The sequence below is a fragment of the Roseivivax sp. THAF197b genome, from assembly GCF_009363255.1.
Lineage (GTDB): Bacteria > Pseudomonadota > Alphaproteobacteria > Rhodobacterales > Rhodobacteraceae > Roseivivax.
On record NZ_CP045318.1, the window covers coordinates 2,487,751 to 2,507,845 of the forward strand.

Genomic DNA, 20,095 nt, shown 5'->3' on the forward strand with positions numbered 1-20,095 from the left:
CATTCTGCGGTGCAGCATGAGTGATTCTGACTGTTTATGATTGACAATCCGCCGCACCCCGAACACGATCTGCCTCGAAATGAAACGCGAGCGATCCGTCGCCTTGGAGGACAATGTGTTGAAAAGCATACAGAAATCTCTGCTCGAAAATCGCTGGGACGCGGAGCGCGCGACCGGCATGAGCGAATCGGAGTTGTTGCTCTACCGCTCCAACATCCTCGGCTCCGACAAGCGCGTCACGAATTACGGGGGCGGCAACACCTCGGCCAAGGTGACGGAGACCGATCCGCTGACCGGCGACCCGGTTGAAGTGCTTTGGGTCAAGGGCTCGGGCGGGGATATCGGCTCGATCCAGATGGACGGCTTCGCCACGCTTTACATGGAAAAATTGCAGGCGCTCAAAGGCCTCTACCGCGGCGTCGAGTTCGAAGACGAAATGGTGGGGTACCTGCCCCATTGCACTTTCAATCTGAACAGCCGTGCCGCGTCGATCGACACGCCGCTCCACGCCTATGTGCCGCGGAAGCACGTCGATCATGTGCATGCGGACGCGATCATCGCCATCGCGGCATCAAAGAATTCCAAAGAGCTTACGCAGGAAATCTTCGGCGACCGGATCGGCTGGCTGCCCTGGAAGAAACCCGGCTACGAGCTGGGCCTGTGGCTGGAAAAATACTGCCTCGAGAACCCTGATGCGGATGGCGTCGTGCTGGAAAGCCACGGGTTGTTCACCTGGGCCGATGACGCCAAGACCTGCTACGACACCACCATCGACGTCATCAACACAGCCACCGAATGGCTGGAGACGAAAACTGCCGACATCCCGGCCTTCGGCGGCGCAAAGCACGAAAGCCTGGCCGCGGACGCACGCCGCGACATCGCCGCGCGCCTGATGCCCGCGATCCGTGGCTTCGTGTCCGGCAACCAGCACATGGTCGGCCATTTCAACGACAGCGATGCGGTGCTCGAATTCGTGAACGCCAAGGATATGGAGCCGCTGGCCGCGCTCGGCACCTCCTGCCCCGACCACTTCCTGCGCACCAAGATCCGCCCGTTGGTCGTCGACTTCGATCCAGCACAGGGCAATCTGGATGCGGTGCTCGAGGGGCTTTCCGCGCAAATCGAGGCCTACCGCGCGGATTACGCCGCCTATTACGACCGCTGCAAGCGGGACGACAGCCCCGCTATGCGCGACCCCAATGCCGTGGTCTACCTGGTGCCAGGCGTCGGTATGATCACCTTCGCCAAGGACAAGGCGACGGCGCGGATCTCTGGTGAGTTTTATGTCAACGCGATCAACGTCATGCGTGGCGCATCGGCGGTCTCCGAATATCAGGGCCTGCCCGAACAGGAAGCTTTCGATATCGAGTACTGGCTGCTCGAAGAGGCCAAGCTGCAGCGCATGCCCAAACCCAAAAGCCTTGCAGGCCGTGTGGCGCTGGTCACAGGCGGCGCGGGCGGCATCGGTGCCGCCACCGCAGCGCGCTACCTGCGCGAAGGGGCCTGCGTGGTGCTGGCGGACATCAACGCCGATGCCGTGGCCGAGGCTGAAACCGCGCTTGCAGACCAGTTCAGCGCGGACGTCGTGCGCAGCGTGGTGATGGATGTGACCTCGGAAGAGGCCGTGGCGCGCAGTTTTGCGGACGCGGCCGTGGAGTTCGGCGGGATCGACCTTCTGGTATCGAATGCGGGCATCGCCTCCTCGGCCCCGGTCGAGGAGACGTCGCTGGCGCTGTGGTCCAAGAACATGGACATCCTGTCCACGGGCTACTTCCTGGTGTCGCGCGAAGCGTTCAAATTGATGCGGACCCAGGGGATCGGCGGATCCATCGTATTCGTGGCCTCAAAGAACGGCCTCGCCGCGTCCCCCAATGCGTCGGCCTATTGCACGGCCAAGGCCTCCGAGATCCACCTCGCCCGCTGCCTCGCTCTTGAAGGCGCCGAGGCGGGCATCCGGGTCAATGTGGTGAACCCCGACGCGGTGCTGCGCGGCTCCAAGATCTGGGAAGGCGAATGGCTGGAACAGCGCGCGGGCACCTATGGCACCGACAAGGAGGGGCTGGAGGAGATGTACCGTCAGCGCTCCTTGCTGAAGCGCTCTGTCCTGCCCGAGGACATCGCCGAGGCCTGCTATTTCTTCGCAGCCGACACTTCGGCGAAATCCACCGGCAACATCCTCAACGTGGATGCGGGCAACAAGGAGGCCTTCACGCGATGACCCTCCCCATTGATGCAAACCTGATCGCTGACGCCAATGGCAAGGCGGAGGCATCGCTTCAGCAGGATTACGACGCCCTCGGCGCCCAGCTGGAGCGGCGCGGCATCGACATCGATGCCGTGAAAGCCAAGGTGGCGGCCTACGGTGTCGCGGTCCCGTCTTGGGGCGTTGGTACCGGCGGCACCCGCTTTGCCCGCTTCCCCGGCGCTGGCGAGCCGCGGGGGATCTTCGACAAGCTTGACGATTGCGGTGTGGTGCACCAGCTGACGGCCGCGACGCCGTCCGTTTCGCTTCACATTCCCTGGGACAAGGCCGATCCGGCCGATCTGCGCGACAAGGCGAAAGAGCTGGGACTGCGCTTCGATGCGATGAATTCCAATACCTTCCAGGACCAGCCCGATCAGGCGCTGAGCTACAAGTTCGGGTCGCTTTCGCATACCGACAAGGCCGTGCGCGATCAGGCGGTGGCGCATAATCTCGAAACGATCGAGCTTGGTCAGGCGATCGGCTCGCAGGCGCTGACGGTCTGGATCGGCGACGGGTCGAATTTCCCGGGTCAGACCGATCTGGGCAGCCAATTCGACCGCTACCTGTCCGCGATGGAAGACGTTTATGCCGGGATCCCGGACGATTGGCGGCTTTTCACCGAACACAAGATGTACGAGCCCGCCTTCTACTCGACGGTGGTGCAGGATTGGGGCAGCAACCTCATGATCGCCCAACATCTGGGCGAGCGCGCCTTCTGCCTGGTCGATCTGGGCCATCACGCGCCCAACGTGAATATCGAGATGATAGTCTCGCGCCTTATCCGGGCGGGCAAGCTGGGTGGCTTCCACTTCAACGACAGCAAATACGGCGATGACGATCTCGACACCGCCTCGATCGATCCCTACCGGCTGTTTTTGGTGTTCAACGAACTGGTGATCGCAGAAGGCAAAGCCGGGTTCGATCCCGCACATATGCTTGATCAGAGCCACAACGTGACCGATCCCATCGAAAGCCTGATGAGCTCGGCAAACGAGGTGCGCCGCGCCTATGCACAGGCGCTCTTGGTGGATCGCGAGGCGCTGGCCGGATACCAGGCGGAAAACGACGCGCTGATGTCGTCTGCCACCCTGAAGGCGGCCTTCCGCACAGACGTGGAGCCGATCCTCGCAATGGCCCGCAAGGAGGCGGGTGCCGCCATCGATCCGATTGCCGCTTACAGGCAGTCAGGCTACCGCGCCCGCGTGGCAGCAGAGCGACCCGCCGTGACAGGTGCAGGCGGCGGGATCGTCTGAGCGCTGCATTCCAACGGCGTATTTCCAGTGCCGCACAACACCGGTGCGCAGCTCTGGGCATGCGACCGCACCAGGTAAAGACCAGCGTTCTGAATGATGAGCCCCCGAAATTTTCGGGGGCTCAGTCGCAGGGTCAAGGGAAGTGGAGAAGCGGATCAGACCGGCTGGACGGTCGGACGGAAGAGGATTTCGTTGACGTCCACATTCTCGGGCTGAGAGACCGCAAAGGCGACCATGTCGGCCATGGTCGAGGACGGCACGGCGATGTCCTTGACGAAGCCGCGGATCTCATCGCCAAGCTCAGGCTCGGAGATGTGCTGGGTCAATTCGGTGTCGACAGCGCCGGGCGAAATCACCGTGACACGAATGTTGTAGTCCTTCACCTCTTGCCGCAAGCCTTCAGAGATGGCGCGCACCGCGAACTTGGTGCCGCAATAGACGGCGCCGGTTGCAACAGCTTTGTGGCCGTAGACGGAACTCACATTGATGATTTGGCCCGACTTCTGCTCTTTGAAGATCGGCAGCACCGCGCCGATGCCGTAGAGCGTGCCCTTCACATTGACATCCACCATCTGATCCCACTCATCCACGCGAAGGCTTTCCATCGGCGAAAGCGGCATCAGGCCCGCATTATTGAACATCACGTCCACACGGCCGAAGGTTTCCTTCGCCTTGGCCACCAGCGCGTCAACTTCGGTGCGCTTGGTGACGTCGGTGGCGAGCGCGACAGCTTCCCCGCCCGCCGCTTCGATGTCCGCCACGATTGCGTCGAGCCGTTCCTGCCGACGTGCGCCGAGGACGACCTTGGCGCCTTTTGCTGCAAGATCGCGGGCGGTCGCCTCGCCCATACCGCTGGACGCGCCGGTGATAACGATAACTTTTCCGGTGATGTTGTCGGTCATGTCTTAACTCCATGTTTCAGGTCATTGACGGCGAATGCGCCGCCGGATGGGTCAATCGGTCCGCTCAATGCTGACGTCGAACGTGCCGTTTCTCAGCAGCGGACCGATGGGGTCGTCGAAGGCACCGATCCGGACAAGACCGCGGGACGCCCGGAACGGTTTGTAGAAAATCGCGAGGTTGCCCCAGGGGGCATAGATTGTGATATCGCCGGGTTCCGGCGTGTAAGCCTCGGGGGCTTGGCTCGTGTCGACCGCACGGGGCAGATCGGCCACCTTCTCGATGCCGTGATAGTCGGACAGCGTCAGCTCGAGCGGCAGCATCGTCGCGAAGTCGCGCCCTGCCGGGCTGTCGTCGAGCGTCGCGGCAAGGGTCTCGTCGCCGATGGTGATCGTAATCGGGATCATTGCGGTCTCCTTTTGCGCGATTGCTTGACCTCCGGCGCAAAGCGCCGCGATGAAAGCCACCGTTCGCAAATCCTGCTGTCTCATCGCGCACTCGCATCGTTTTGATATGTAGGAGATAGGGGCGAGCCCCTGCGGGATAATCCGCCGTCGCCTAATGCCACTCATGAAGGCCACTCATCAGTCCAACCGGTCCCGGCCTCCCACGTTCATGAACGCATCCCGCGTCCCCGCCATGAACGGCACGGGCTTTCAGAGCAAATGCTGGCGAGCTGCGTGATCTGGTGCTCGTTCCGGGGGCGAGCCATGGCATCATGTCAAAGTCAGCACCCCAGTTCTTCATCATTCAATTCTAGAGAAGTGGCGGGCGGTTAGCCGAGAACCGAGGCAAGCACGGTACAGATGCCGAATTGGACAAGGGATTGCCGCACAATCGGTGGACAATATGAGCCCAGCGCATATATCCTTGCCCAACGTTTCAACAGACCCGAAAGCCCCTGGCAGCGCACATGCTTCGCGAGAACATCACCGACCTCATTGCGCTCGCAGCAGTCGCCGAAGAACGGAGCTTTACCCGCGCAGCCGCCCGTCTGAACGTGTCGCAATCGGCGCTCAGTCACACGATCAAGTCGCTGGAAAAGCGGCTCGGTTTACGCCTTTTGACCCGCACGACGCGGTCGGTCGCGCCGACGCTCGAAGGCGAGGACCTCCTGGCGACGCTCAATCCATGCTTCGACAAGATCGAGGCGCGGCTTCTGGCACTCAACGATGCGCGGGACCAGCCCACCGGGACCGTGCGCATTGCCGCCACCGATTACGCCATCGAAACGCTGCTCTGGCCAAAGCTTGCTCCGGTGCTGCGCGCGCATTCCTCGGTGAACGTCGAGCTGGTGAACGATTACGGCTACACCGACCTCGCCGTCTCGCAATGCGATGCGGGAGTGCGCTTTGGCGAGCAGGTGAGCGAGGGCATGATTGCCACGCGCATCGGCCCGGACGAGCGCATGATCTGCGTCGGGGCGCCAGAATATTTCTCGGCCAATGGCCGACCGGAGACGCCGCAAGCGCTGTCCGATCATGCCTGCGTCAACCTGCGGCTGTCGAACTACGGCGGGCTCTATGCTTGGGAGTTCGAGGAGCCCGATGGCACCGAGATCACCATCAAGGTGCGCGGTCAGGCCTGATTCAATGCGATCGGGCCGGTCATGCAGGCTGCCATCGACGGGATCGGCCTCGCGCTTGTGCCCGAACGCCTCGCGGCGCGACCGATCGCCGAGGGGCGGCTCGAGACCTGTCTCGATGCGTTCTGCCCGTCCTTTCCAGGTTTCTACCTCTACTACCCAGGCCGCCTGCGCCCTTCCTCGGCCTTCCAAGTGGTTCTCGATGCGTTGCGGGAACACGGATGAGGCGAGGACAAGGCGCGCCCTTAATCGGCGTGACCGCACAAGCGATCAACTTTTGGCTTATGTCGCAGACGCACCAATTGGGACGAAAATCAACATGCGGGCGATCGACGTGGCGAAGCGCATCTTTCAGGACCGCGCCATAGGGCCGGCTATGCCGACAAGAACCTGATTTGCGGTCGGCCCATTCTCCAACTGAGGTGACAGGCGATAATTTGGTAACGTTTCAGCGGAGCGCAGATCATTTGCAGGCTGACGTAACATTAAGCGAGCATAAGAATGCCCGATCTGTGCCAGACGCACGGTATCAGAGACGCAACCGTCTACTACTGGCGTCGCAAGTACGACCTGCCCAAAGACCGGATTCTTTCCGAACGCTACGGCCGTTTCGCCGAACAGCCAGCACCCCATCCTTCTCCTGTGTCGATACGCCTCACAGAAATCGCCGTGCAGCGCGAGCTGGGCAGAATTGTCCTGACCCTAATTTTCTTATCATAGATATCAGAAACTTACCTCAACACAAAGTAACCAAGACGACCATTGGTTGCCTTCCCTTGACAGAAACTTAGGTTTCTAAGTATTACAGAATTCGACCGTGCCACCCCTTCTTCAGGCACGCCAAGAGGAGGATGAAGCCTAGATATGGACCATCTGCAAATGCGCGTCGCGGCCAGACGCCCGCTCACCCAACATATCTGCGAATTCACCCTGGAACCCGTGGAGGATGTGACCCTCCCGAGCTTCGAGCCAGGTGCCCACATCACCATCGAAACCCCGTCCGGGGCGATGCGCCGTTACTCGCTCGTCAATGACGGCACGGCGCCTGAGGCGTACAAGATCGCGGTCAAGCGCGAGGCAGAGTCACGTGGTGGATCCTCGTCCATGCATGAAGATGCGACCGAAGGAACCGTGCTGCGCATCCAGGAGCCGGAAAACAGCTTCCCGCTCGAGGAGGCCCCCGAATACCTGCTGATCGCGGGCGGCATCGGGGTCACGCCGATCTATGCGATGGCGCAGCACCTCAAGCGCGAAGACAAGCCCTTCAACATCATCTACTGCACTCGCACCAAGGAGGATACGGCCTACCTCGATGACATGGTCGAGGCCTTCGGCGAGAAGCTGGTCGTGCATCACGACAACGGCGACGAAGACGAGGTCTACGACTTCTGGGATCACTTCGAAGAACCCCAGAACATGCGGGTTTATTGCTGCGGGCCGGAGCCGCTGATGGAGGAGATCGTGTCGATCTCCGGTCACTGGCCCGAGGGACGGGTCAACTTCGAGGACTTCAAACCGGTCGAGGTCGTGCGCGAAGACGACAGCCCCTTCGAGGTGACGCTGCAGAAATCCGGCAAGACAGTGACGGTCCCCGCGGACCGCTCAATCCTGGAGGCGCTACGCGAGGCCGGGGTGTCGACCGTCAGCTCCTGCGAAAGCGGCACATGCGGGACATGCAAGACCAAGCTCATCTCGGGCACGGCCGATCACCGCGACATGGTCCTGATGGATCACGAGCAATCGGATCACATCATGATCTGCGTGTCGCGTGCCAAGGAAGGGGATCTGGTCCTTGACCTCTGATCCCGTCCGCCTCGGCGTGGCCGGGCTTGGCCGCGCCTTCGTACTTATGCTGCCCACCTTTCGCGCCGACCCGCGCGTCAGACTTGTGGCGGCGGCGGCCCCGCGCGCCGAAAGCCGGGACGCGTTCGAGCAGGAATTCGGTGGTCGCGGCCATACGGACGTGGACGCACTGGCCGCCGATCCGGAGGTGGAGGCGATCTATATCGCCACGCCGCACCAGATGCATGCGGATCACGTCACCGCCGCCGCGCGGCACGGCAAGCACATCCTTGTCGACAAGCCGCTCGCGGTCTCGCTTTCGGATGCGGACGCGATAGTTGCCGCCGCTGAAGTGGCGGGCGTGCACCTGATCGTGGGGCCGAGCCACAGCTTCGACGCGCCTGTGGCCCTGGCCCGGTCGATCATCGACAGCGGCGAGCTTGGCGCGGTGCGCATGGTGCACGCCTTCAACTACACCGATTTTCTGTATCGCCCGCGCCGCCCCGAGGAATTGCGCACCGAGGACGGCGGCGGTGTCCTGTTCAGCCAGGGCGTACACCAGATCGACATCGTTCGGCTTCTGTGCGGCGGCGAGGCCGAGCGGATCACGGCGATGACCGGCGCTTGGGACCCGGCCCGCCCGACCGAAGGCGCGTATTCCGCGCTGATGTCGTTTCGCAACGGGGCCTTCGCCAGCCTGACCTATTCCGGCTACGCGCATTTCGACAGCGACATCTGGATGGACGACGTGGCCGAGCTTGGCGCGGACAAGGATCCCTCAGGCTACGGAAAGGCGCGCCGCGCCCTTCAGGGCCTAGATCCCGCGGCGGAAGCGCGGTTGAAGACGACGCGCACCTATGGCGCGACCGACGCGCCCGCACCGGCCGCCCACCATGAACATTTCGGCCCCATCATCGTGTCCTGCGATCGGGGCGATTTGCGGCTGACCCCCGACGGGGTCGAGCTGTGCGGCGATTTCGAACGGCGTTTCATCGCCGCACCGATGACCGACGCACCGCGAAAGACGGTGATTGACGCGCTCGTGGCGGCCGTCCGCGACGACAGGGCCCCGGCCCAGACCGGCCGCTGGGGTCGTGCGAGCCTGGAAGTTTGCCACGCGATCCTGCGGTCGGCCGAGACCGGCAACGCCGTGGATCTGACCCGCCAATGCGGCCTGAACAATGAGGAGGAGCGAGCATGAGCGATCTCACGCTTTCGATTGCCATGGGAAATTACGACCGGACGCGCGCGATCGTCGACGGTCGCGTGAAGATCGACGGGGTCGATCCCGTGCCGATGCTGCTGTCGCCCGAAGAGATGTTCTTCCGCGCCTTCCGTCATCAGGCCTTCGACATTTCGGAATTGTCGCTGTCATCCTATTCCATCTCGGTCGCCCGCGGAGAGCCGCATTATGTGGCCGTTCCCGTCTTCCTCAGCCGCGCCTTCCGGCACACCTCGGTCTATATCCGCACCGATCGCGGCATCGACACACCACAGGATCTCAAGGGGCGGCGCATCGGCATCGCCGAGTATCAGCTGTCAGCGAATGTCTGGGTGCGCGGCATTCTCGAGGACGATTTCGGCGTAAAGCCCTCTGACATCACCTGGGTGCGCGGCGGCATGGACACGCCGGGCCGCCCGGAGAAGATCAAGGTCGACCTGCCCTCGGACATCAATGTGGAGAACGCCCCCGAGGGCGCCACGCTCAATCAGATGCTGGCCGACGGTGAGATCGACGGCTTCATCGGTCCACGCTGGCCGCGCTGCTTCGCCGAGGGCCATCCCCATGTGGGCCGTCTGTTCCGCGACAGCGTCGCCGCCGCCGAGGAATATTTCGGCCGCACCAAGATCTTCCCGATCATGCATGTGCTGGGCATCCGGCGCAGCATCGCGGAGGATCATCCCTGGCTGCCTGGCGCGCTTCTGAAGGCGTTCTCGGAGGCGAAGACGCTTGCGCAGGCAGCCCTGCAGGACACGTCGGCAACCAAGGTCACCATGCCGTTCGTCGAAGACAACCTGAACCGAGCGCAGGCGCTCATGGGGCAGGATCCCTGGACCTATGGCGTCGCGGGCAACACCCATGTCCTCGATACCTTCCTTGATTACCACCACTCTCAGGGCCTGTCCCCGCGACGGGTGCAGGTCGAGGAATTGTTCCATCCGTCCACACAAGAAGCCTACAGCCTCTGAGGGGAAGACATGACCGATTTCACGCCAGGAGACGTCGTCGAAATCCATACGGGCAAAGGCCTGGCCTATGCCCAGATCACCCATAACCACGGCAGCTATCCGTCGGTCGTCCGCGCGCTTGGCGGTCTGTTCGACACGCGGCCTTCGGATCTTGCGGCGCTTGTCGCAGGCGACAGCCTGTTCGTGGCGATGATCCCCCTCGGCAGCGCGATGGAGCGCGTGGGCCGCAGCTGCGCGGTCGTCGCCAATATCGAGGTGCCGGACGCGCAGAAGGCCTTCCCGACCTTCCGCATGCCGATCCGCGACAAGAAAGGCGAGATCGTCTACTGGTGGTTCTGGGATGGCCGCGGGCTGAGCTACGATGTCGAGCTCGATGCACAGCAGGAATCCCTGCCCATGCGCGAGGTCATGACCGGCGCGCGCTTCATCGAACGTCTCGAAACACAAGCAGCCTGACCGCCGCGCAGTGCGCCGCGCCGCGCTGTGTCGTGCAGCAGGAGGAGGAGAACATCATGGACGGCGCCAGGACACCTGATATCGACGCAGCCCTTCCGCGTCAGCGCGATCTCTATTTCGCGGGCGGCTGGCACACGCCGATCTCGGGCCAGTACGACGAGACGATGAACCCCGGCGCGGGCGGCACTTTGGGCCGCGTCGCCACCGCAGGCCAAGGCGATGTCGATGCAGCCGTCGCCGCCGCCCGCAAGGGCTTTCTGGAATGGCGCGACGTGGTCCCGCTCGAACGCGCACGCATCCTGAAGGAGATCGCGGCGCTTCTGCGCAAACATGGCGACGAGCTGGCCCTGATCGACGCGGCCAATTGCGGCAATCCCTATACGGAGATGCGGGGCGACGCGATTGTCGCCGCGGCGCAGATGGAGTTCTTCGCGGGCCTCGTCACGGAGATGAAGGGCGACACGATCCCGATGGGTCCGGAGCGCGTCAACATGTCGGTGCGCGAGCCCATGGGCGTGGTGGCCCGCATCCTGGCCTTCAACCATCCGTTCATGTTCTGCGGCGGAAAGATGGCCGCGCCGCTGGCAGCAGGCAATGCCGTGATCATCAAGCCGCCCGTTCAGGCGCCGCTCTCGGCCCTGCGTCTGGCAGAGCTGGTGGACGGCCTGCTGCCCGCGGGCGTCTTCAATGTCCTGCCCGGCGGTACCGAGGCCGGGGCCGCCCTGGCAGAGCATCGCGACGTCGCCAAGGTAACGCTGATCGGATCGGTTGCGGCGGGGCGCGCGGTGATGCGCAGCGCCTCCGAGACAGTAAAGCCCGTCCTGCTGGAGCTTGGCGGAAAGAACGCCCTCATCGCCTATCCCGACAGCGATCCCGACAAGGTCGCGGGGGCCATCGTCGCGGGCATGAATTTCGGCTGGTGCGGTCAATCCTGCGGCTCGACCAGCCGGGCCTTCCTGCATGACGACCTACACGACGCGGTCGTGGACCGGCTGGCCGATGCGGTTGCGCGGTTCAAGCCGGGCGTGCCTAACGATCCCAAGACGACCATGGGCGCGCTGGTCTCGCGCGACCATTTCGACCGGGTCATGGCCTATATCGATAGCGGCAAATCCGAAGGCGCGCGCGTCGTCACCGGCGGACATGCGGTGACCGAGGGCCCGCTTGCCGAGGGCTGCTTCATCGCGCCCACGATCTTCGCTGATGTGCGCCCCAACATGACAATCGCGCGCGAAGAGATTTTCGGCCCCGTCCTGGCCGTCCGGCGCTGGTCTGACGAGGCGGAGATGCTCGCGGAGGTCAACGCGCTCGACGTGGGCCTCACCGCCGCGATCTGGAGCCGCGATCTGGCCACCGCGCACCGCGCCGCCCACCGTGTCGATGCAGGCTTTGTCTGGATCAACGAGGTCGGGCGGCATTTCCTCGGCGCACCGTTCGGGGGCGTCAAGCAATCCGGCATAGGCCGCGAGGAAGGCATCGGCGAGTTGCTGTCCTTCACCCACGAGAAGAACATCCACATCCATCTGGCCGGGCAGTAATCCGACCGGGTCACGACAAGGGACCGCCCATGCGAGACGAGATCGACCGCCCCCTGGCTCACGAGGTCACGGACTTCTTCGGCAGCGACGCCATCGCCGAGATGATGCGCAGCCTCGACACGCCCTATGTGGCGCTGAACCCGGGCTCGAGCTTTCGCGGCCTGCATGACAGCCTGGTCAATCACCTGGGCAACCGCGATCCCCAGATGCTGCTTTGCCTGCACGAGGAACACGCGGTCGCCATCGCCCATGGCTGGGCCAAGGTGACCGAAACACCACTGTCGGTGATCCTGCACGCCAATGTCGGGCTGATGCATGCGGCCATGGCCCTCTACAATGCCTGGTGCGATCGGGTGCCGATGATGGTCTATGGGGCAACGGGTCCCGTCGATGCGGCCAAACGGCGGCCCTGGATCGACTGGCTGCACACCTCGCGCGATCAGGCGGCCATCGTACGACCCTATGTGAAATGGGACGATCAGCCCGCATCGCTGCAAGCCTCGCTGTCGGCGATGATGCGGGCAGCGCGGATCACCGCGACCCCGCCCATGGCACCAACCTATGTCTGCTTCGACGTCACCGTGCAGGAAGAAAAGCTGGCCGAGATGCCTGCCCTGCCCCATCCGGACCATTACCCTGCACCCCGGCTGCCGGGATTGTCCGACGCCGACATCGCCGAGGTTCAGCGCTGTCTCGACGCGGCAAAAGCGCCAGTTTTCCTGATGGGACGCGTCAGCCGCGACCCCGAGGCCTGGGACCGCCGCGTCGCGCTGGCCGAACGGTACAAGGCTCGCGTCGTGACCGACATCAAAACCGCCGCGGCCTTCCCGACCCGGCATGCGCTGCATGTGGGCGCGCCGGGATATTTCCTGTCCGAAGCGGCAGGCGCAGCCATCGCCGAGGCCGATCTGGTGGTCTCGTTCGACTTCGTCGATCCGGCCGGCACGCTGTCGCAGGCCGGGCTGGCGCCCGGTGCGGCGCGGATCATCCATGTCACGCCGGAGCCGCTGATGCAGAACGGATGGGCGCTCGATCATCAAGCGATGGCGGCCTCCGACCTGACGCTTCTGACCACCCCCGATGCGCTGATCGAGAAACTCTGCGACCGCGCGGGCATCGGAGCACCCGCCGCCGCGCCGGAGGCGCCCGCCCGGACCGGGCCCGCGCCCACCGGCCCCATGAGCATCGACGTGCTGGCAGATGTCCTGGCCCGGGCCACCGCAGAGGAGACCGTCAGCCTGCTGCGTCTGACCCTCAGCTGGGACGGTTCCAATTGCGACTTCCGCGGTCCGCTCGACTATCTGGGATATGATGGCGGCGCGGGCATCGGCTCCGGGCCGGGCATGGCCGTCGGCTCCGCGCTGGCGCTTCGGGATGCGGGCAGCGACCGGCTGCCGCTTGCGGTGCTGGGCGACGGCGATTTCCTGATGGGGGCGACCGCGCTCTGGACGGCGACGCATCACAAGGTGCCCCTGCTGATCGTGGTGGCGAACAACCGCTCCTACTTCAACGACGAGGTCCACCAGGAGCGCGTCGCGCGCGTGCGCGGACGACCCGTCGAGAACAAGCATGTGGGACAGGCCATCGACGCGCCCGATATCGACATCGCCGCGATGGCGCGGGCGCAGGGTGCCACGGCGTTCGGCCCGGTCACGGATGCCGAAACGGCGGCCGAGGTCCTGGCCCAGGCCATCGCCGCCACGCGCACGGGCGAAACGGTCGTGATCGACATGCGCATCGGCCGCGGCTACAGCGACGCGATGGCAGAAGGCATGACACAGGAATGACCAGGGCTTCGCCCTTACATCCCGCGCCACAGGCCACACCTGACGCGCCATAGCATTCCGTCGCATTGCCCTTCCCTGCCATCCACGACACACTGCCCCCGTAGAGGTTGGTTTTTGACGGGATCGGTTTCGGATGAACGAAAGCGCGGGCGCGACTTCCGAGCAGGCAGGCGAAATCTACGAAGAAGAGCGGATCGCGCGTCTGGTGCGTCTTGCGGCGCGGTCGTTCAATCGCTCGCTCCAGATGCGTCTGACCCCCGAGGGCGTGACCTTCGGCCAGTGGATCTTCCTGCGCATCCTTTGGAAAAGCGACGGCCTGTCCCAACGCGAACTGAGCGAGCGCGCGCATCTGACGGAACCCACCGCGCATACGGCCCTTCTGCGGATGGAGGAGCTTGGCTTCATCACGCGCCGGAACGTGGGCAACAACAAGCGCAGGCAGCATGCTTTCCTGACGGAAAAAGGCTGGGCCCTGCGCGACCGGCTCGAGCCGCTTGCGGTCGAGACGAATGATATCGCGCTCGAAGGACTCAAGCCCGAGGAAGTCATGATTCTGCGCCAGGCGCTGAGCACGGTCATCCAGAATCTCGAACGCGACGAGAAAGAGGCAGGCGCGCGGGGCCTGAAGATCCCGCCCACGCGCTCCTTGTCCAACATTTAATCCGAACCAGATTTTTAACTTCTTTTCAGGTCTTTACAGGTCCACCCCTGCAAGGACGCGGCGATCTTGTCGCGCCGTCGCCCCGGCCCGAAAGCCGTCACCTCTACCACAACTAAGATATCTAATGTTTGACCTGGATCAAACGCGGCATTAAAAACATAGATGTCTAAGATGTTGGATTGGGAGTCGGTCCGACATCGGAGGATATGAAACTGGTCCGCCGACGCGGGCCGTGTCGAACCCAAGGGAGGACATCATGAAAATATCTACGATCGTCGCGGCACTCGGCATTGCCGTCGCAGCACCCGCGGCGCATGCCGAGCCCGTCAACCTGACGCTCTCGGGCGGCAATCCCGGCGGCCTTTGGTCCCTGCTCGGTGCTGGTATCGACCGGGCCACCAAGGTCGATGACGAAGGCTCCGTGGTGACCTATCAGGCCACCGGGGGCGGCTTTGCAAATATCGGGCTTCTGGGTGCTAACCGAACCGATTTGGGCCTGCTGCACGACGCCGAGGCGCAGATTGCGCTCCAGGGCGGCGAGCCGTTCACCGCGCCCATCGAGAACATGCGCGCCATCGGCTACATGTATAACTGGGCTCCGATGCACTTCTTCCTCGACCGCGGCATGGCCGAGGAATACGGCATCGAAAGCCTTGCCGATATCGCGGACAGCGGTGCGCCGATCCGCATCGGCATCAACCGCTCGGGCAACATCACCTCCAACGTGGCGCTTTCGATGCTGGCGCAGGTCGGCGTGACTGAAGACGCACTGTCCGAGATGGGCGGCCAGTTCGTCCGTGCCGGCGCCAACGAACAGGCGGACCTGATCCAGGACGGCCGGCTCGACATGATCACCAACGGCATCTTCATCAACCACTCGTCCTTCCGCGCGGTGGATGAAAACAGCGATGTCGTGCTGCTGTCCGTTCCCGAAGCGGTCGTCACCGCGACCAACGAGGAATTCGGAACCGGCACGATGACAATCCCTGCAGACAGCTACTCGAACCAGAGTGCCGATGTCTCCACCGTGACGCTTGGCGCGCTTCTGGTGACAAACGAGGCGATGGACGAAGAGACGGCCTATTCGCTGACCTCCTCGCTCGTGAACAATATCGACGAGGTGCGCGCGGTGCACTCTTCGATGAAGGCGCTGAACCCGGAGCTTCTGGCCACCGCGAGCGTGCTTAAGTTCCATCCCGGCGCCGCACGCGCTTATCAAGAGGCGGGGCTTCTCAATTGATTGGCTCTCTCGTCGCTACCGGTCGCAGGCGTAAGCTTGCGGCCGGGATGCAGCGCGGCCTCGTCGTTGTCGCCGCCCTGTTCGCAGCGTGGGTGATCTACGCGAACCTCTTCACGATCTCGGACCCGCTGATCCTGGGCATCCTGTTCGTCTGCGGTATCTACACGATCATGTTCGTCGCCATCGGAGCGACCGCTTACGCCCCGGACAAGGTGCCTTTCTACGATTGGGCACTGTCGGCGCTGAGCCTGGCCTGTGGCGTGTTCTTCTTCGTCAATGCAGGTGCCATTTCGGACCGGATCAGCTTGCTGCACCCGTTCACCCCGGCGCAGCTGTTCTTCGGGACGTCCCTGTTGCTTCTGACGCTCGAGGCCACACGCCGGACGACCGGCATGGGCCTGACCGGCATCGTCGTGGCCTTCCTGGCCTATAATCTGTTCGGATATCTCCTGCCGCCGCCCTTCGGCCACGGCGTGAGCGATTTCAGCTATCTGCTCGATATCCTTGTCTTTACCACCGACGGCGTCTTCGGCGTGCCGATCCAAGTCGTCGCGAGTTATGTCTTTCTGTTCGTCATGTTCGGCACCTTCCTCGCCAAGGCGGGCGGCGGCGAGTTCTTCTTCAACCTCGCAGCGCTGCTGACCGGCCGGACGCGTGGCGGTCCTGCGAAGATCGCGGTTCTGTCCTCAGGCCTCTACGGCACGATGTCGGGCAGCCCCACCTCGGACGTGGTGGCCACCGGGTCGATCACCATTCCCGTCATGAAGCGGCTGGGCTACAAGGCACGCTTCGCCGCCGCCGTCGAGGTCGCCGCCTCCACCGGCGGCAGCGCGATGCCGCCGATCATGGGGTCTGCCGCCTTCATCCTGGCGGAATATACCGGCACTGCCTATCAGCAGGTGGTCCTGGCGGCTCTGGTGCCCGCGCTTCTCTACTATCTGGGCGTATTCACACAGGTGCATTTCCGGGCGGTAAACCACAATCTGCGGCCCTCCGACGACGAGATCCCAACCGCTGCACAGACCTTCAAGACCGGCTGGGTTTTCCTGATCCCCATCATCGGCATCATCGTGGCGCTGATGGTCGGCTATTCCCCGACCTTCGTTGCGGGGATCGGCGTGATCGGGGCCGTCGGCGCGTCCATGCTGCTCAAGGCGACGCGTCTCACGGCCTGGCAGATCGTCGAGGGGCTGGGCGAGACCACGCTGCGGATCCTGCCCGTGGCCGGGGCCTGTGCGGCCGCAGGTCTGGTGATCGGCGGCCTGTCCATGACGGGTCTCGGCATGAAGGCCGCGAACGTGATCCTGACGATCAGCAACGAGCAGCCCGTGGTGACGCTGATCATCGCCGCCCTGGTGACGATCATCCTGGGGCTCGGCATGCCGACACCCAGCGCGTATATTCTCGCCGCTGTTCTGGTGGGTCCGGCCCTGGCCGAGCTTGGCTATCCGATCCTGCAGAGCCACATGTTCCTTCTCTACTTCGCGATCCTGTCGGCGCTCACACCGCCGATTGCGGTGGCGGCACTGGCCGCGGCGGCCATCGCCGAGGAAGATCCTTTCAAGATCGCCTTTTCCGCGGTGCGGCTGGCGGCCATCGGCTTCCTTCTGCCCTTTGCCTTCGTGGCCAATCCCGGGCTGATCCTGCAGGCCGATCCGCTGACAAACGCAATCGCGGTGCTCGGTGGCATCCTCGCGACAGCCGGGATCGGCATGTCGATCGAAGGGGCGATCGGAACAAAGCTGAAAACGGTGGAGCGGCTGTTGCTGGTCGTCGCAGCGGTTGCGGCGGTCACCCCCTGGGTGCTCGTGTCGCTGATCGGCATTGTGGTGCTTCTCGGCATGATGGTGCGCTACTTCATGATGATGCGTGCCGACGGCACTGCCGTGAACGAGACCGCGTGACACTGATACATCGGAGGGCGCCGAACGGGCGCCCTCCGAACTTCCGCGCCAAGCGGAGCCCGAACCCGAAGCCCGAGGGAGTCTATCTTGCCCGACAGCAGCCAGCCTGATCGCGCAGCGCGGATCGCAGACACAGCGCGTCCTGTCGCGCCGCCTTTCTGGAAACGATGGACCCTCACGATGATCGCGATCTATCCCCCGCTCGTGGTGCTGGTCTACCTCGCCCAAAGTCTCGCGCCGAGACTGCCGACGCTGGTCACGCTGTTTCTGATCGCGCTTTGCCTCACCGGGCTCTCGACCGGACTCTTCCTGCCCTATCTGAACCGGAAACTGGCCTCCTGGCTGCACAATTGATCGACCATCCGCGAGATATCCGGGCGCGACAGTCCCGGTCCGCATCACCCGTCAAGTCCGCGTTGAACGGCTTGACTCATAATCTTAGATTGCTAAGACTATTCCAAAGCTCTAACTCACCTACCCGGAGGAGGACGATATGCTGACATACGAAGAAAACGAGCTTCTGACCCGCGTCACCGGAGATGCCCCCATGGCGCAGCTGATGCGCCAGCACTGGACGCCTGTCTGCCTGATGGAAGAAGTGGCCGAGAATGATGGGAAGCCGCTGCGCGTCGAGGTGCTGGGCGAAAGCTATGTGGCATTCCGCGACACGAAAGGCCGTCTAGGCATGCTCGACGAGCTGTGCCCGCACCGCAAGGCCTCGCTTGTCTACGGCCGTAATGAGGATTGCGGACTGCGCTGCCTGTATCACGGCTGGAAGATGGACGTGGACGGCAATGTCGTGGCCATGTCCTCCGAGCCCGAGGGCAGCCCGCTGATGGACAAGGTCAAGGCCCGCTCCTACCCGGTGCGCGAATGGGGCGGTTTCGTCTGGGCGTGGCTCGGCGAGAAGGAAGACATGCCGGAGTTTCAGCCGCCCGCCTTCGCGCCCGAAGAGGACACGCCGGTCTCCATCCTGAAAATCCGCGTGCCCGCGAACTGGGCGCAGATCCACGAGGGCCAGATTGACAGCGCGCACAGCTCTTCGCTGCATTCCTCGACCATGAAGCCCGCGAAGGTCGAAAGCGCCGCCTCGGACGACAAGTCCTGGTACCGCCCGTCGACCGACAAATCGCCCCGCATGCAGACCGAGACCACCAGCTACGGCTTCCATTACGCGGCGATCCGCAAGCCCATCAAGAAGGCCAAGACGCACCATTACCTGCGGGTGACCGAATTCGTCGCGCCCTATTACTCGCTGATTCCGCCGAACAACAATTACAAGGTGGCCAGCGTAATCGTGCCGATCAACGACGACGAGACCGCGTTCCACTTCGTCGCCTGGGGCGGCCCGAACGTCCCCTCGACCGATGAATGGCGCGCCTTCAATCACGCGGTGCCGGGCAAGGATCTCGATCACAAGTGGCGCACCAAGCGCACGCTGGAGAACGATTTCATGCAAGACCGCGAGTGGATGAAGGAAGGCCATTTCACTGGCGTTCCGGGCATTCCCAACGAGGACATCATCATGTGGGTGTCGATGGGCAGCCGCGTTCAGCGCCACACCGACACGCTTGGCGCGTCCGACCTCGCCATCGTGGAGTTCCGGCGCCTGATGGCCGATGCCGCGCAGAAGGTGAAAGATGGCGGACGGGCGATCGGCACCGATTCCGATATCCCGCAAGCGCAGATTGCCTCGCATGAGGGCGTCTATTCCAAGGATGTCGATTGGCGCACCCTGGTCGCGCCCGGCAACCCGGCCTCGCAGGCGGCGGAGTAACGCTCGCCTGGGCTTCATCCTCCGGCCCGGTGTCGTCCGCTCCCGGTTTTCCGGGGGCGGACGCTTTCATGTCAGCGCCCGACCCCACGCCGCGCAATGACCAAAGACAGACAGGACACTGCCCCATGCTAGACGCGAACATGCTCAGCGACGCCAGCAGCGCCTTGTTCGTGGCCCTGCGTGTCGCGCATTCGGATGCGGAGGCCTGCGCCGCGAAGCTCGCCGGGCTGAACGATCAGCTTGAGCAGGCCGAGGGCTTCCTGCATCTCGACGTGATCCGCCGTGATGGCGGGCTCGGCACGGATTTCTTCATCATTGCTCGGTTTCGCAGCATGGCGGACCTCGAGGCGTGGCGCGTCTCGCCCGAGCGCGCGCAGCGCCTTGCTGAGATCAACGCTATGGCCATCGCGGATATCTCGCGCCAGCAGATGGCCGGCTCCAGCATCTGGTTCGATCCCATCGTCTCCATGCCGAGCCCGCCGAAACCGCCGCGGCTCTGGAAGCGGTGGGTCATGAGTTTCGTGGCCGTCTATCCGGCACTGATCGTGCTGGTCACGCTTCTCTCGCCACTGACCGCGGAGATGCCCGAGGCGCTGCGCCTTCTGATCATCGCGATCATCCTGACAGGCCTGACCACCGCCTTCATCATGCCCTGGCTGACACGCAGGCTATACGCCTGGCTTCATGCCAGGTGATGCGTAACCGGACATGCCCTCAAGCCTCTGAACCGACGTGCCATTCCTGCAAAGGTGGTGCCCGGTCAACCCAGCTTGCCAG

At 63.6% G+C, this 20,095-nt stretch carries 17 protein-coding genes and 1 pseudogene; 16 read left to right on the plus strand and 2 right to left on the minus strand.

Annotated features, from left to right (window positions below; translation table 11 throughout):
* Nucleotides 1-178: 178 nt before the first annotated feature.
* Both FIV09_RS12045 and rhaI read left to right on the plus strand, forming a co-directional pair.
* Nucleotides 179-2,218 (plus strand): bifunctional rhamnulose-1-phosphate aldolase/short-chain dehydrogenase, encoded by a 2,040-nt coding sequence (locus FIV09_RS12045; protein ID WP_371417777.1) that lies wholly within the window; start codon nucleotides 179-181, stop codon nucleotides 2,216-2,218.
* A complete protein-coding gene (gene rhaI / locus FIV09_RS12050; protein WP_152450176.1) occupies nucleotides 2,215-3,498 on the plus strand; it encodes an L-rhamnose catabolism isomerase in 1,284 nt (427 codons plus the stop codon). Before FIV09_RS12045 ends, rhaI begins: the two co-directional genes overlap by 4 nt.
* Nucleotides 3,499-3,653: 155 nt before the next feature.
* On the opposite strand, the gene FIV09_RS12055 is transcribed toward rhaI, so the two are convergent.
* Nucleotides 3,654-4,400, minus strand: a complete 747-nt coding sequence (locus FIV09_RS12055; protein WP_152450177.1) for an SDR family oxidoreductase — start codon at nucleotides 4,398-4,400, stop codon at nucleotides 3,654-3,656.
* 51 nt (nucleotides 4,401-4,451) lie between these two features.
* Nucleotides 4,452-4,805, minus strand: coding sequence for a cyclophilin-like fold protein (locus FIV09_RS12060; RefSeq protein ID WP_152450178.1), 354 nt, complete (start codon nucleotides 4,803-4,805; stop codon nucleotides 4,452-4,454).
* Between the two features lie 506 nt (nucleotides 4,806-5,311).
* Between FIV09_RS12060 and FIV09_RS12065 the strand changes: the two are divergent.
* From FIV09_RS12065 to FIV09_RS12125, 14 genes and pseudogenes are all read left to right on the plus strand, one after another.
* Nucleotides 5,312-6,208 (plus strand): annotated as a pseudogene (locus FIV09_RS12065) (LysR family transcriptional regulator).
* A 276-nt stretch (nucleotides 6,209-6,484) separates the two neighbouring features.
* Nucleotides 6,485-6,703: a hypothetical protein gene (locus tag FIV09_RS12070; RefSeq protein WP_152450179.1), complete on the plus strand. Its 219-nt coding sequence runs from the start codon at nucleotides 6,485-6,487 to the stop codon at nucleotides 6,701-6,703.
* A gap of 144 nt (nucleotides 6,704-6,847) precedes the next feature.
* Nucleotides 6,848-7,786, plus strand: a complete 939-nt coding sequence (locus FIV09_RS12075; RefSeq protein ID WP_152450180.1) for a PDR/VanB family oxidoreductase — start codon at nucleotides 6,848-6,850, stop codon at nucleotides 7,784-7,786.
* A complete protein-coding gene (locus FIV09_RS12080) occupies nucleotides 7,776-8,966 on the plus strand; it encodes a Gfo/Idh/MocA family protein (protein WP_152450181.1) in 1,191 nt (396 codons plus the stop codon). The genes FIV09_RS12075 and FIV09_RS12080 overlap by 11 nt, the downstream gene beginning before the upstream one ends.
* Nucleotides 8,963-9,955 (plus strand): ABC transporter substrate-binding protein, encoded by a 993-nt coding sequence (locus FIV09_RS12085; RefSeq protein ID WP_172975704.1) that lies wholly within the window; start codon nucleotides 8,963-8,965, stop codon nucleotides 9,953-9,955. The genes FIV09_RS12080 and FIV09_RS12085 overlap by 4 nt, the downstream gene beginning before the upstream one ends.
* Before the next feature lie 9 nt (nucleotides 9,956-9,964).
* Complete coding sequence (locus FIV09_RS12090) at nucleotides 9,965-10,411, plus strand: hypothetical protein (protein ID WP_152450182.1); 447 nt, start codon at nucleotides 9,965-9,967, stop codon at nucleotides 10,409-10,411.
* Nucleotides 10,412-10,467: 56 nt separating this feature from the next.
* Nucleotides 10,468-11,949 carry an aldehyde dehydrogenase family protein gene (locus FIV09_RS12095; RefSeq protein WP_152450183.1) on the plus strand — a complete coding sequence of 494 codons (1,482 nt, stop codon included), beginning with the start codon at nucleotides 10,468-10,470 and terminating at the stop codon, nucleotides 11,947-11,949.
* Between the two features lie 29 nt (nucleotides 11,950-11,978).
* Complete coding sequence (locus FIV09_RS12100) at nucleotides 11,979-13,736, plus strand: thiamine pyrophosphate-binding protein (protein WP_152450184.1); 1,758 nt, start codon at nucleotides 11,979-11,981, stop codon at nucleotides 13,734-13,736.
* 133 nt (nucleotides 13,737-13,869) lie between these two features.
* The gene (locus FIV09_RS12105) at nucleotides 13,870-14,397 is read left to right on the plus strand and encodes a MarR family winged helix-turn-helix transcriptional regulator (protein WP_254702216.1); all 528 of its coding nucleotides are present in this window, start codon (nucleotides 13,870-13,872) and stop codon (nucleotides 14,395-14,397) included.
* Nucleotides 14,398-14,653: 256 nt separating this feature from the next.
* Nucleotides 14,654-15,637 carry a TAXI family TRAP transporter solute-binding subunit gene (locus FIV09_RS12110; protein WP_152450185.1) on the plus strand — a complete coding sequence of 328 codons (984 nt, stop codon included), beginning with the start codon at nucleotides 14,654-14,656 and terminating at the stop codon, nucleotides 15,635-15,637.
* Nucleotides 15,638-15,684: 47 nt separating this feature from the next.
* Nucleotides 15,685-17,541, plus strand: coding sequence for a TRAP transporter fused permease subunit (locus FIV09_RS12115; protein WP_152450186.1), 1,857 nt, complete (start codon nucleotides 15,685-15,687; stop codon nucleotides 17,539-17,541).
* Nucleotides 17,542-17,721: 180 nt separating this feature from the next.
* Complete coding sequence (locus FIV09_RS20430; protein WP_172975705.1) at nucleotides 17,722-17,895, plus strand: hypothetical protein; 174 nt, start codon at nucleotides 17,722-17,724, stop codon at nucleotides 17,893-17,895.
* A 139-nt stretch (nucleotides 17,896-18,034) separates the two neighbouring features.
* On the plus strand, nucleotides 18,035-19,318 hold the full coding sequence (locus FIV09_RS12120) for a Rieske 2Fe-2S domain-containing protein (RefSeq protein ID WP_152450187.1): 1,284 nt from the start codon (nucleotides 18,035-18,037) through the stop codon (nucleotides 19,316-19,318).
* Between the two features lie 125 nt (nucleotides 19,319-19,443).
* Nucleotides 19,444-20,013, plus strand: a complete 570-nt coding sequence (locus FIV09_RS12125; protein WP_172975706.1) for an antibiotic biosynthesis monooxygenase — start codon at nucleotides 19,444-19,446, stop codon at nucleotides 20,011-20,013.
* Nucleotides 20,014-20,095 lie beyond the last annotated feature (82 nt).